General features: G+C 45.5%; 12 protein-coding genes. All 12 read right to left on the reverse strand.

The window, feature by feature from the left end; translation table 11 throughout:
* Position 1: 1 nt before the first annotated feature.
* Genes HYT31_00820 through HYT31_00875 form a run of 12 tightly spaced genes read right to left on the reverse strand, consistent with a single transcriptional unit; the run spans position 2 to position 14029 of the window.
* Positions 2-1543: a hypothetical protein gene (locus tag HYT31_00820; protein MBI2050331.1), complete on the reverse strand. Its 1542-nt coding sequence runs from the start codon at positions 1541-1543 to the stop codon at positions 2-4.
* A 6-nt stretch (positions 1544-1549) separates the two neighbouring features.
* Positions 1550-3340 (reverse strand): ABC transporter ATP-binding protein, encoded by a 1791-nt coding sequence (locus HYT31_00825; GenBank protein MBI2050332.1) that lies wholly within the window; start codon positions 3338-3340, stop codon positions 1550-1552.
* A gap of 7 nt (positions 3341-3347) precedes the next feature.
* Positions 3348-4940, reverse strand: a complete 1593-nt coding sequence (locus tag HYT31_00830; protein ID MBI2050333.1) for a hypothetical protein — start codon at positions 4938-4940, stop codon at positions 3348-3350.
* A 4-nt stretch (positions 4941-4944) separates the two neighbouring features.
* Positions 4945-6348 (reverse strand): SAM-dependent methyltransferase, encoded by a 1404-nt coding sequence (locus HYT31_00835; protein ID MBI2050334.1) that lies wholly within the window; start codon positions 6346-6348, stop codon positions 4945-4947.
* 1 nt (position 6349) lies between these two features.
* On the reverse strand, positions 6350-6556 hold the full coding sequence (locus HYT31_00840; protein ID MBI2050335.1) for a hypothetical protein: 207 nt from the start codon (positions 6554-6556) through the stop codon (positions 6350-6352).
* 48 nt (positions 6557-6604) lie between these two features.
* The gene (locus HYT31_00845; protein ID MBI2050336.1) at positions 6605-8116 is read right to left on the reverse strand and encodes an NTP transferase domain-containing protein; all 1512 of its coding nucleotides are present in this window, start codon (positions 8114-8116) and stop codon (positions 6605-6607) included.
* Positions 8106-9947 (reverse strand): NTP transferase domain-containing protein, encoded by a 1842-nt coding sequence (locus HYT31_00850; protein MBI2050337.1) that lies wholly within the window; start codon positions 9945-9947, stop codon positions 8106-8108. The genes HYT31_00845 and HYT31_00850 overlap by 11 nt, the downstream gene beginning before the upstream one ends.
* Positions 9944-10699: a CDP-alcohol phosphatidyltransferase family protein gene (locus tag HYT31_00855; protein MBI2050338.1), complete on the reverse strand. Its 756-nt coding sequence runs from the start codon at positions 10697-10699 to the stop codon at positions 9944-9946. Before HYT31_00855 ends, HYT31_00850 begins: the two co-directional genes overlap by 4 nt.
* Complete coding sequence (locus HYT31_00860; protein MBI2050339.1) at positions 10683-11615, reverse strand: phosphotransferase; 933 nt, start codon at positions 11613-11615, stop codon at positions 10683-10685. The genes HYT31_00855 and HYT31_00860 overlap by 17 nt, the downstream gene beginning before the upstream one ends.
* Positions 11616-11619: 4 nt before the next feature.
* Positions 11620-12642 (reverse strand): alcohol dehydrogenase catalytic domain-containing protein, encoded by a 1023-nt coding sequence (locus tag HYT31_00865; protein ID MBI2050340.1) that lies wholly within the window; start codon positions 12640-12642, stop codon positions 11620-11622.
* Complete coding sequence (locus tag HYT31_00870) at positions 12639-13766, reverse strand: glycosyltransferase family 4 protein (protein MBI2050341.1); 1128 nt, start codon at positions 13764-13766, stop codon at positions 12639-12641. Before HYT31_00870 ends, HYT31_00865 begins: the two co-directional genes overlap by 4 nt.
* An 8-nt stretch (positions 13767-13774) precedes the next feature.
* The gene (locus HYT31_00875; protein ID MBI2050342.1) at positions 13775-14029 is read right to left on the reverse strand and encodes a helix-turn-helix domain-containing protein; all 255 of its coding nucleotides are present in this window, start codon (positions 14027-14029) and stop codon (positions 13775-13777) included.
* Positions 14030-14038 lie beyond the last annotated feature (9 nt).

The following is a 14038-nucleotide window of genomic DNA, read 5'->3' on the forward strand; positions in this document are numbered from 1 at the left end:
ATTAAAGACCCAAAGCGCTGGACAAGGCTTTGGATAAGTTAGTAAGATTATCGTCGTGGCTTATAAAATCTTCTTTTTTGTATTCCTTCTCGTCGTACCGAAGCGTGCGGAAATGCCTGGCGCGTATGCTGTTGCAATCCAAGGCAATAAGGTAATTCAACACCTTTTGCTTGTCCGGTGTATAACCCGCGGCAATATTAGAAAGCGCAGTTCGGCAGGAATCAAGGTCAGCAATTCTGAACACGCCATCGCAGTACATATACCACACCGAACCGAAGACCAGAGCCGGTTTTCCGCGCAACAGCCCCTCCCAGCCCGCTGTTCCGGTGGCAACTCCAACGACTTGGGAGTGTTGCATCAAATCATAGGTTGAGGTATCCAGGGGAACCAGTTTGACATTTGGCAGAGCGGCAATGCGCTCATAATACCCCGGATGCCGATACAGGCGCGAAAAAGCATTGGACGGCCGAAGCTGGTTGGGGTTTTCTTTAACATATAACTTCCACCCCGCAGGCAAAGAACGCGCTACCGTCTCCACCATCAACAACTGGTCGTCATACACGCCCGCCTGCGGGCAGGTGGTCCGCTCCGGCTGGACGTTCAGAGGCATGTACACAAATTTTTTGGAAAAATCCGGAATAACATGTAATCGCGCATATTCTTTTTCCAGTAATCGGTTTTGTTTTACCCATTGGTTAATGCGCAGCTTGTATCTAAACCCGCGCATAGGCGCATCTAATGTTTGCTCTTCATTTTTCATAAAAATCATCCGCAGGTACGAGAAACCCACACGCAAGATGCTCAAACGCAAAAGGTGCTTCAGGATCGTCCGAACGCCCGGAGTGCGAAATGGCGCGGGCCGTGCGAGCGCGCGCTTTTGGTATTCCGGAGTTGCATCGGCAACCGAATTACTGTGTTTTCCATAATACGAGCGCAAATCAGGGCTTAAATCTTCCACTTTGTAGGCTGTGTCTTTATGCGCGTCATAATAATTTCGTATTGCCAATGAAGATGTTGTATAGTCATCAACAAGGGTGGTTCTGCTTTCCACGGCAATTTGCTCGCTAATAATAACTTTAATATTGCGCCGTTTGGCAAGCGCGTAGAGAACGTAATTATTGCCGTTATGCGGCACATCAGGAAACAGAATCGCGTCCGGCTTGAATCTTTTAATCATACCCTGCCAAAACTGGATATACCGGTAATATAAATCCAGTTTTTTGGGAAGCGGCCATGCGGAGTAATCAATCCTGCTTATAAGCAGCAACGCAGTCCCCTCATAGGGATACAATTTTTCTATGAGCTCTTTGCTTGGGGGCTCAAAATTGGATACGTCAATTTCCTGTGGCGGGATATTCCGGATTGCATCATTCGCGTAATGGAAAATGGTGCCCGAAAAATGCTCTTTATCCGCCGCGATGGTTTTAAAATAATCGCGGTATCCCTGCCAATAGATAATGCGCGCGCCCACATCACGCAGATGCAACGCAACATCTTTGAGTATGGGGGTTGAAAAGCCTATGATAAAAATCTTTTTATCCATACAATCTTAATCTCTGATGTTATAGACCTTGTAGAAATAAGACGCTTTGTCTTTGAGAAGCTCTTTCGGACTCCCCTGTTCAATAATCTTACCGTTATCAAGAACAATGAGTTTGTCGGAATTGCGCAGAGTGGAAAGACGGTGCGCAATGGCTAGAACTGTAATTTTACCTTTGAGATTTTCAATGACTTTCTGTATCTTTGCCTCGGATTCGTTATCTAGAGAACTTGTCGCCTCGTCTAAAACGAGTATTTTTGGACTCCTCGCCAAAACGCGGGCAATAATAATCCGCTGCCGCTGCCCCGCCGAGAGCATAACACCTCGTTCGCCAATAACGGTTTCAAATCCATTAGGGAGCCCTTGGATAAAATCATACATATGAGCCATGCGAGTTGCCTGCTCAACGTCTCTTTGTGTAAGCGTGTTGCTGTAGAACCTAATATTGTTGGCAATGGTATCATTCATAAGAAATAAATCCTGAGACACATACCCTATATTCCTGCGCCATTCCCGCAAGCCAAACTCAGTAATGTTTCTCCCGTCCAGAGTAATGGAGCCATTCTCCGGATTAAATAACCGGAGCAGCAGATCAACCAGTGTGGTTTTTCCCGCCCCGGAAGGGCCAATCAACCCAACCATTTCCCCTTTTCCCACCGAAAAACTCACCGCATCTAAGACGTTTTGGCTATCACTGTACCGAAAGGAAACATTCGTAAACTCCAATGCATGATTAAAGACAACACGCTCATTGCCGGAATCTATTTCTGACACGCTATGCGACCTGTCCCGGTATTCAAGTACGCTTTTGAGGTATGGAACGGATTCGTTCATAGAATGCAGCGCGCCCTGAAACTGTTGTATGTACTGGAACATTCTCTGAATCAGATAGATAATAGCCGCCAGAGCGGCGAAGTTGAAATAGGGGGTCTGATAAGAAACAAAAAAAACAACGCTGATAAAAATAAGGCTCATGGGCTGCATGATGATGCTTGAAACACTGCTTAACAAGAAGACGATGATTCTTAGTTTCCTTAGATCGGCAAAGTAACCAGCTCCTTTCCGAACCACCTGTTGACCCACGGACATTGCCTTCACTGTTTTCATGCCGAGAAGGTTTTCACTGACAAAATGCTGGACTTCTTTATTCATGGCGGCTGTCTTGTGCGCCGCCATTCTGGTTCGATACATGAGCGGCTTCAAGAGCAGGATAAGCACTCCGCCCAGAGTAAGCGTAATAAGCGATACGGAGGGAGAAATATTTATGGCTATCACTGCATACATCATTAAGCCGGTAGTAACCATAATGAACGTGCTGATAAGTTTCAGCATCTGCGCGCCGTGCGTTACATCGTTCATTAAAATAACTTCCAAGTGCCCCAACTTCTGTTTTAAAAGATGCTCCCAGTTGGAAGCGAATGTTGCGCCATAGAGCTCGTTTCTGGTCCGTTCTTCATAATCGGTTTGAATCTTAATCTGGACATAATTGAAAAATGCGAGCACCACAGCTTTCAAAACAAACATGCCGGAGATGAAAATCAGTATATACGCCAGATTAAAATCAATATGCGCATAGTAAAACACTTGCCTAATCGCCCTGGAAATAATGTCGCTTCCTTGATCTCCGCCGGCAATGAAAGAAAAAAGAGGGATAATGGCGTTTATACCAACACCTTCCAAAAGCCCGCTTAAAAATCCCAGCCCAGTCAACAGGATAATCTGAAGTTTGTACCGTCCAAAAGCGCGGCGCGACAGCCGGATAATGTCATTGATTCTGTTGTCTCGAGGAAAGATACTCATAGGCTATTTACTCCGACCAATCTGTCGCATCACTAGTCACTTCAATAAACTGAAACGGTGTTTTGTGATTTGATACAGAGTCGGAAAAATAATTTCTATCTTTCAATATATCGAAATCACCATCGAAATACGTATTAAAAATAATTCGAAACGTATTTACTGGCGTAATGGTTTCATAAAAATTCGTCTCTCCATTCCCTGGCATATAATATGCATTCAAGATGCGCATTCGCTCTCTATAAAATCGCCCAGTTGATCGATCCTCTCCAGCGGTAGACCACGGACCATGATCACCCTGGATAATAATAATCGGCTCGGTCTCTGATTTTGTAAGTAGTTGATCGACCAATGCCAAAACTTTTTTGTTTACAAAAGTGACTTGATTTATATAGCGCTGCTTCTCGTCTTCACTCCAGCCAAAATTTTCAGGCGCCAATTGTAGTGGCGTATCCAGCACAGGTTCTCCATTTGGTCCAAACAAAAATGGTGGATGCGGAGCCATAATATGTGCGTATAAGAACTTTGGTCCTTCCACGTCTGTAAACTCAGGCATTTGCGCGAGCTGATTAAATTGATACAATATCTGCTCACGATAGTCACTAAATACATACGCGTGTATTGGGGGATATAAAAGTCCAGCCCGCAACAAAGTTGTATTGATAATCAACATTGAAAGCTCATCAAATTTTCCTCCTTGAAAATTAGCGTCTGCATATGGGTTCAGCCGCCGCGGGCCCCAGATTGACCTGAAATTAACATACGAATACCCCCTGCTTTTCAAAAACTGCGAAGCTTTGTTGTTCTCGATAAGCGGGCCGGTTGCGTCAAAATTTCTGTCCTTGCCTGCAACAACATCGGTCAGATAATTGACATATTCCATGTTAAGCGAAGAAGAAAGAGAAACATGGGTAACTGCAAAATTGCTGGTGCTTTTATCGGGGATATAGAAGCCCCTGTTCCTTAATGCCGATATAAAAGAACTGTTATCGTAGTTATAATAGTCGCGCAACGTTTTCTCGTTGCCGTAGGCATCAAGAATGATATAGTAAATATCCGGTTTTGATGCTGCTGCGCCGGAATCAGCTACTGATACGGAATTAACAACAGATGCGTGGGGTACGAAAGTCTTTTCCTTGAATAAGCCCGGAATAACTGAAAATAAGGATATCGCTATGAGTGCTACCGCAACCACATTCAAAAATTCAGAAAGGAGGCGCAATCGCTTACGAGTAACGATTACGGATATCGTCAAAGTGACAAATACAATACCATACGTAGGCAGTACATAGCGCGCCCTGCCCAATTCAACACCGCCAATGGAGAACTCGAGCAATGCTTCGTAGATGTACCCATACGAAAAAAAGAATATGAGTAGCAGCGAGGTGCCCACAGCCGCCTTATGCGGATTTTTCAGCAACAGGTATGCATTGATCAGTACAATTGCCGTAATGCCAAGCGTCATGAGGATGGGAATAATAACATTTGAAAAGTCAAGTTCTGCGGGATTGTTGGTCCAGAAAAACAAAAATGGAAATATTGCGAGCAGAAACGGATGCGCGATGGAAAGTGAGCGTTTAAGTGAAAAACGTGAGAAAAACATATTGTTATGCATTGCGCGTTACATGATTATTTTTCATGAGATATAATATTCGTTCCGAGCCGGCAATCGGCGCTCGTTCCATGATTGAAAAATATGCGCTGAATTCGCGTTCAAAGGATTCTTTCGTGTAGTCCGGGAAAATATCCCGCCTGGTTGCCAAAAGCTTTTGCACTTGCGAATCGCTTTTTGGAACAAACTCAATAATAAGGTGGCGGGCAATGCTGCTGAAAAAGGAAGCAATGCGGGTCAATGGCACATTATTGGATATAACCAAATGATGGATAAGCGCGAGCGCGAACGTGCAATCAGCCGGACCGCGCATAATCAAAGAATCGCGCTCTTTGTTTTCCCAGCCGAGATCAGGACTCGGGTTAAGCACGTCCATTAAAAGCGGTAATAGGCGCGCATCGTTATCGCGCCGCATCCGGAGGTAATTTTTTTCCACTGATGCCGGATCATAATCAAACGAGACGGTTGCAATGCCGCGAGTGCTCGCAATCCTACTAAAGGTTCCATCATTCGCGCCCACGTCCCAAACACTTCGTGCTCCGCTTTTTTCCAAAAATGCGGCCGTAAGCTTTTTCTTGTGTTCAAAAGATTCATTTGAGTAATTGGTAAACGTATAATACTCAGCCCACTCGGTACCGCGCGGGCGCCAGCGCAAACGCCGCACGACGGATTCCAAATTATCCAACAAACCCAGCAGTGACGTTTTGCGCATCTGGCGCTGGGCAGCAGTAGAGGTTTTGCCTGAAAAATGCGCCTGGCTTTTGGCGTGCAAATGGATATGCGAGAGCAGACCGAACAAAAAATACGTACGGAACGGCAATAGTGCGCTTGCAAGATCCAGAGGCACTCCATCCATATGTATCCTAAGCCACTGGCTAAGCCGTATGTCTGTATAGGCCATAAGTGCGAGTGGGGCTAGAAAATGCTGGCAGAACTGGCGGTACGCAATCCAAGGGCTGCCTGCGGCATACTTTTCAAACGAAAGCGTATCAATAAGAATCGGTTTTCCATCTAAAAATTGCATGTTGTACGCACTCGCATCTTTGAGAACCATGCCGTGCTCCAGAGCTTTCTTTTGAATGGCGAGCGTAAGCAGCGCCGCGTCTTTGAGCTGGCTGAAGCTCCACTCAAAAGGGTATGAGATAAAAGGAACTCTCCTCGGATGAATAACTTTATACCGTTCTTCGTGCCGGGGCGACTCCTCCGCGGGCAATTCCTTGTGCTCAATGAGCTGCCTGCTTGCAACGAGCTCACGATAAAGACCGGACGACATGAGCGCGTCATAGTGCTCCTGGTAGGATTTGTTCACCTGCCGGAAGAGCGCTCCGCTCTGTGAATCCGTATATATAAACCCACTTGGGTCGCGGAATGAGCTGGGATGTGCGGTAACAACATGCATACTAGCGCTCTTTGTCTTCTCTGGTTACTTTATTCTTGCTGCCGCCGATAAAAAAAGCTACTACCCTGTGCCAGAATATCTTGACCATGAAAAGTCCTCCGGCAACAAACGCAACCGCAAGCTGAACAAGGTAGCTTCCCGTGCCTGCGTCCAGGTACGCCTGGGCCGCGACAGGAAAAGAAAGGGCGTACGTAACGACTCCAAGAATGAGATAAAAACGGTTGCGATGGAACATAGGTGTGTATGCTAATGATTACTATTTTATGAAAAATGGGCGGCCGCCATGCGGATAATACCGAATGGACGGGTACACTTCTCTTTCTGTAAAAAATTCATACACTGCCTTGCGCGCACCGGTCCAAGTTTCGTAGTCGTCAAGGATAACCATGCCCCCCGGAACCACTAAATCGTAGAGTTCGTCTAGGCAATACTTGGTTGATTCATAAATATCCGCATCAACAAACAGCAGCGCAATGTCCCCAATCTTCCGTTTTGCTTCTGGAACCGTATCCTGAAACCACCCCTTCTCGATGGAGACAATGTCGTCAACCCCAAGCGAATGCGTAATTTCCTGCGCCTTTTTATACTCTCCTTTGAACACGCCGGTTGTGCTTCGCTTGCCAAGATGCTCATCAGAAAATGGCACGCCTTTCTGAATTGCCTTATCCTTATCTGCTGTGCTGAATTCAGGCAGCCCTTCAAACGAATCAAACTGCCAGACACGCCTCGTTTTTCCATGCTGTTTAACACGCCACGCCATTAATGCGCCCATACCGCCATTCCAGCATCCCATTTCTACAATGGAACCCGGTATGCCCTTTTTTTCTATATGATCAACCGCGTCGCATACTTGCCCCAGCACCCGATACCCGGCCAAAGTGTACGGAAATACCTTCTTGATAATTGGATACAATAGTATCTTTTTGGGATCATTCCAAAAGAGCCGTCTGCATTTTCTTAATATATGTTTATTAATGTTTGATTCTCTCGGATTGATGCTTGAGCCCTTTGGCACAAAGTAATTATTGTCTTTAAAGTTACGCTCAATGAATCCCGCGGCGCGGGACAACTCTTCTTTGGTGTCAATCTCTATCCATCGCACCGGCCCGAGGTCAACCATCGTGGCCGGGTTATTGCCGCCCGATACATACTCCAAAATACCACGCTCAACAGACGCCTTCTGGTTGTTATCTTTCTTCAGAACATCATCCACCTTCTCAAAAAATGCCGCAACCTGCCCCTCCGGACAATACCACATACTGTTAAAATAATAATCGTGCGTATCAAGCCCCTTAGACATGTTAATAACCGTATTGCGTTCATCCACTCGCACCATCATGTCCAGCTGCATTTCGTCCGATTCATGGCTCGTGCCGAATACTTTTATGCGGTCGTCAAGATGTTCTTTAACAGTTCCGGCAATGCTTTTATCGTAAATATAATCACCATTGTACGTAATACATCCGCCGACTATTTCATCGCGCGCCTTCGCGAGGCTTGCAAGCGGTTCTGTTGTTGCGTATTCCGCATTCTCAACCAGCACAACATCCCTATCAATTGAAGCTACGGCCTCTTTCAGCTTGTCAAACTGGAACCCACCGACCACCACGATTTTCTCGGGATTCAAAGCGCGCGCAAACGCGATTGAGTACTCAATAATAGGCCTACCACACACCATGGTGAGTGCTTTGGGCTGGTCTTTGGTCAGATCACCCAGTCGCGTACCCATGCCAGCGGCAAGAATAACAGCGGTAAACTTATTCTCCATAGCTATTCTCTACTGCTTTCTTAATTAATTCTACGGGACATGGAATTCCATACTCGCCTTTTATTTTCCAAGCTTTGCCGATAGTATCGGGCAGAACGAACCGTACTTCGTTGGCTACTGTTTTTTTATTATACTTAAGCGCATCAAGTATTGTTTGCGCATTAATGTACTCCGGAATTCTGCATGGCAACTGATACGCGCGGAAAATATCCTTATGCGCATCCACAGTATCTTCCCCGGCTTCCATTAAGGTTGCGAGTTCCGCCGAAACGCGCATGCCGATTGCAATTGATTGCCCGTGCGAGAGATCAAAACGGGAGAGAAACTCAATTGCGTGCCCCGCCTCATGGCCATACTGCAGAATCATAGCACGTTTGTGCTCGAACATGTCTTCGTGCATCAATTCAATTTTAAGTTGGATCGTCCGTTCAATGACTTCTTTTCGGAATGCAACATCAGCAACGTTGTCCGCGTTGTTAAGAAGATACTCATAAAAATCACGGTCCTGGCATATGGCATGCTTAATTGCTTCCGATATCCCGTCGCGAACCAACGAATCGGGGATGGATAGCGCCGGATCTATAACCACAAGGAGCGGCTGATAGTAGTTACCCACGAGATTTTTTCCTTTTTGCCCGTTAATCCCTTGTTTTAAACTAATGGATACATCGAGCATATTCATAATCGTAGTCGGAAGATGTATGAGCCCGATTCCGCGGTACAAAGTGGCGGCCAGCAAGCCCGAAACATTCGCCACAACGCCGCCGCCTAGAGCGAAAATGATCGACTGCTCATCTATCCCGAGCGCGATAATTCTCTCTGCAAGATCATTGTATATTGACATATTTTTACTCTGTTCCCCAGCCGGAATTACAAACTTGGCAACACGGTACCCCGCGTTCTGTAATTGCAAGAGCACGCTATCCCCAAAAAGAGCATCTACATTTTCGTCGGTTATAATAATGTGGTGCGATCCAGCGCGTTGGGGACCTATAATCCGAACCTTATCTAACTGTTTTAAAATTCCGGGTTCTATAATAATGCCGGTTTCTTGCGTCTTGGTATGTGTAAACGAAGTTGTAGGAACAATATCGTTAAGTGTCGCCAACTCGTGAGCGGGCCCTACATGCGCATGCGCGCGCCGCATAAACATTTCGGCGCGAAGCAAGGTGTCGGCAGCGTTTATATCGAACCACTGCATGTCCGGCAAAAATGAAATTTTTACCGGCGCCGCTTGATGCAGATTCATAATCACTTCGGATGATTCTTTATGTGGATCCATGGCTCGAGCAATTTCCAAAAAATCAGTAATCCCTTTTTTCGTAAAATAATGAATTCCGGCATGCAGGGCATCGTATGAAGCAATGTCTCTGCCCATGTTCAGCAGTTTTTTAAACCGTGTCTTGACAAAAACCGGAGCTCCGGAAAACTCGTTCTCTTTTTTGTGTTTAGCAACAAGCACTTCAACATCAGATTTTTTTGACAATGCGCGATAGGGATTATTTTCAAACACAAGGTCGCAGGAAGTAACAACGCATTCTGATTCGACAAATTCCGCGGCACGGGAAAAAGAATGCAAAATACCGGCATCATCATTCGGCTCTTCGGCATATCGAATGTTTACATCCGTACCACTAAATTCATTCACAACCGTTCGTACGAGAGCAGCATACGAGCCAACAACAATCACAATATCACGTATCCCGGCCTCCTGTAAAAGCTCAATCTGCCGAACAATAAGCGGCTTGCCGTACACCCGCAAAAGTGGCTTTGGCGTATCGAGCACATTAATTTTTTGGCCGCGGCCGGCAGCCAAAATAATTCCGATCATATACTCTTATTCATGCGATTAATAAGCGCTACCTTCCTGCCTGACTGCAGCACTAGTATTCCCAAAAAGCCAATTGCATACATCCAGACAAAGATATCAATCCGGCCGAGAAGGGTAAAAACAAGCAGTGGTAGAACCATGCCAACCGAACTGAATATATTCCGGTTGACAATCCAATATGCCCAGCGGCTGAAAGACATTTTATTCGGGACGGACTGCGCTGACGTGGCCCATGATTCAGATGCTTGTAAGGACATCAATCCATCCATTCTCACCTGTAAAAATCGGGTCAACAGCTTTGCCAATGTTCCAACAAATCCGACAGCGAAGATGATTATATCCTGCGTTGCAATATACACGCCAATAGCAAGCGGCGCGAGCAGGAAAGCGTATTGCACGTCATGGCTGAACGGCTCCACAAACGCACTCCCCGCAAAGCCGGTATTTTTGCGCCAGCGAGCCACCTCCCCATCACAGGCATCTAGAATAATGGAACCATACACCAAACCAACGCCGATCAATTGTTCCCGCAAACCGGAAAAAACAAACATCGAGATGCCCGCAAGATACACCAGAACGCCGATTACAGTAATCATGTTCGGCGTAATGGGGGTCGGGATAAGCAGCCGGGTGACGTAAATGGAAAAAAAACGGATTGTTCTTGCAACAAAGGTTTCGCGCGCCCCTTCTGGAGCTGTTTTTTGCAGCCGCTCGCGCAAATCGCGTATGTTAATTTTAGGCAATGTATTCATAAAAATCTTGTTTTGAGACAGTAAAATTTTTGTAGCTGGAATAAAGATTATTCATTAAAAATCTAAAATATCGCATTGTATTTTTCTTTAGAGATGCCATATAAAAGACATCAAATAAATGGCTGGCATACGCAAACATAATTGTTTTATATAATGCTTCATATTCAAGGGCCGTAAGTTTTCGTACGCTTTTATACCCCCTATAAATATCTCTTGCGTATGTAAGATTCATCTTTTTATCGTACAGACCAAACCACATCATCGTTTTTGCCAAATCAAGGACTAGCGGGCCAATATACGAATTATCAAAATCAATAATACCGTTCAGCCTTCCTTTGTAAAACAATACATTTTCCGGCTTTATATCAACATGAATTCCGCCGTTTGGCAGGCTTAAACTTAATCTGTATCTGATAATATCATCTTTGATTTCCTGAAATCTTCCCTTTAAAGGAATTCTGCTTTTAGCAACTGTCCGGGAGAATAAATTTATTTTGTTGCTCGTAAAGTTATAGTATTCATTTCTTTTACCCGACCATTTAAAATCCTTGGTCCTGCTGTGGATTTCGGCTAAGGTTTTACCTACATCTTTTCTTTGATTTAAAGTAATACTCTTTAAACTCTCTCCTGGAATATATTTATAAATAATTGCCGGGTACAAACCAACCTTAATAATCTCTTTGCCGCGTACAGGAACAATCTCCGGTACGGGCAACCCCGTAAGGCGCCCCAGTAGGGAAGTTTCAAAAGCAATCTCTTTTTCCTTTTTGTATCGGTATATTCTTAGTACATATTCCCCCTGTCCAGTTTTGACGTAATATGATTCATTAACTTGGCCGGACTTAAAACGCCTGATTTTTTTAACGTCTCCCAAATCCCAGCGCTTGCTTAAATTTTTAATTGAAGAGCTCATCATGCAATTAAAATCTAATAACGCTTTTCAGTACTTTCCTGGTTTTACCGGCGGCAAGAGCGTCCTCGATTTTTTCAAGCGGATAGACGTGATTTTTATCAAGGTAATCCCAGGCGTTTAATCTTTTATTTTTAATAAAATGAATAATAGCATCGTGCGCTGAACCCTCGTCATAGGTGCGGCCATCGTAATAATTGAAATCTCCTTGCACTTGGGCTATGTCTATTTTGTAATCCAGATACTCATCCAAGCCATATACCCCTATTCTCCCGGATTTTTTGAGTAAAGGGAGTACATGGTTCAAAGTTTTGCTTTTGCCAACAGCATCAATAATGATATCTGCTCCAGAGTTCAATTCCGATGCGATGGCGCGAACATAGTCCGTGTCTTGGTAAGAAATGTACAGCTTTGTGTTTGCCTTGCTAAATAACTCTTTCCTGCCAGGACTGCCGACTACGACTGGAATTAAACCAAGATTGCGAGCATGGTCTGCAAAAGCAAACGCAGTTGCTCCAGAACCGATGATTAAAACGACTTGTCCGGCTTTGGGTTCAATTCTCTTTAGGAACGAAAAGGTTTCGCGCCAGGTAATAATCATAGTTGACTCAATCGGGTCAAAACCAGCCGGCAAAACGCGGTGAATTGTTGATGCATGCCACAGAGACGCGTCCAGGCCGTCGTCGCGCATAGCTTGCCAGTCGGTAGCAATGCTCTTTTCGGCAAAAGCGCCCCACTGCATTTCATATCCGCTATCGCGAGGCAAACGATTGATTATCCGCGTTATAACATCACCTTTTTTAAAATTTTTGACTTTTTTCCCCCGTTCTATCACCTTACCTATACCCTCATGCCCTAAAATTACCGGGTACCTAACATTATGATAGGGATCATTATGAACGATATGGAAATCAGTGGCGCCGCACACCGAAGCCGCCAGTGTTTCGCACAAAACATCATAATCTCCGACAACCGGATCTGGCACGTCCTTGACAACAACTTCGCCTGGGGATTGTACAACTACGGCTTTCATATAAAATCCATTATCATTCGCGCGCGGCTATCCCAGGTATACTGCTTGACTGATTCGCGCGCCGCGCGCGGCAAATGTTTAATCTGATCCGGGTTGCGCATAACTCGATTAACTGAACGGGCGAGATCATCCGGACTATCCGGCTCGCATAACAGCGCATTTTTATTGTGTGCTAAATACGGGGTAAAACTGGCGATACTACTGGCTACAATAGGCACTCCAGACGCCATGTACTCAAACAGCTTAATGGGTGTGGTGTACTTCTGCGAGCGCTCCTCGTGCGCGGTATTAGGGAGTAGGAGCACATCAGCTGATTTTATAAATCGTATCACCTCCTTATGCGGCGTGAATGAGCGGAGGTACGTATTTGAAATACTGCATTCTTTGACGTACTGCGCTACTTTCGCGTAATCCTCTTTGGTGCCCCCTATCAAGACCACGGCAGCGCGAATGTCCTTGGCCGCATCCACAATCGTGTACACCCCTTTCCAACTATAGAAATGGCCAACGTACAGCGCGACCGGCATTCCAGGTTTGATTCCAAACTCCCGGTTCCAGAGTGATGCGTCCCGACTCACCGCATCGAACTCCGCGATATCAACACCATTCGGAGCACATACGTACGATGCTTCTGGAATATCCATTGCGCGGTACTCATCAACCAACCCCCTTGCAACCACTACTTTTTTAGGGATGCGCTTTAAAAAAAACTCGTACAATTCCTTAAATCGACTTTTCGGCTGATGATCTTCATATACAATCTGCTTCCCGGCGAGCGCCAGGAGAAAACTTGCAGTAATGTCGCGAGAGTATACGGTTCCGCGCCAGAACAGGCCGCAGAAAAACGCAACAAGCGCAAACCATACTCGCTGAAGCGGAAAATAGAGCGATTCACTTACGTACTGCAAAAGGCGGACAACATCCGGCACGCGCGCGATGCTCATCAATCCGTCCTGAATATTGTAAAAATCCGCGATATTTGTTTTTATGTGGTTCTTCCGGCTCGGAATCAATAATCTGACCGTACACCCTGCCCGCACGAGGGCTTCGATGGTTTTCGCAATCTGCAGACCATGCGCCTTTTCCGTGGGCATCCGCGAATTAGTGATATAGAGCAGGCGCATACGACCCCTTACTGCGGCCACTTGTTGATGACATCCACAGCCCGCTTTTTAATTTTCATATATATATCTTCGGACTTCCTTTCTAATTCAGGTGATATGAGGCGCAAAATTTCCTTGCCCATAATACGATACTGTCCGCCGACCTTGTTGGCACGTAAAATTCCCCGTTTTAGTAGGCGTTTTACCGTACTTTCGCTAATCTTAAGCAAATCCTGGGCCTCCTGGGTCGTATAAACCGCATTTTCTTTGATTTCTTGAACCATATTGTGGAT

Source organism: Parcubacteria group bacterium (genome assembly GCA_016181765.1).
Classification (GTDB): Bacteria; Patescibacteriota; Patescibacteriia; order UBA2169; family UBA2169; genus CG10-46-32.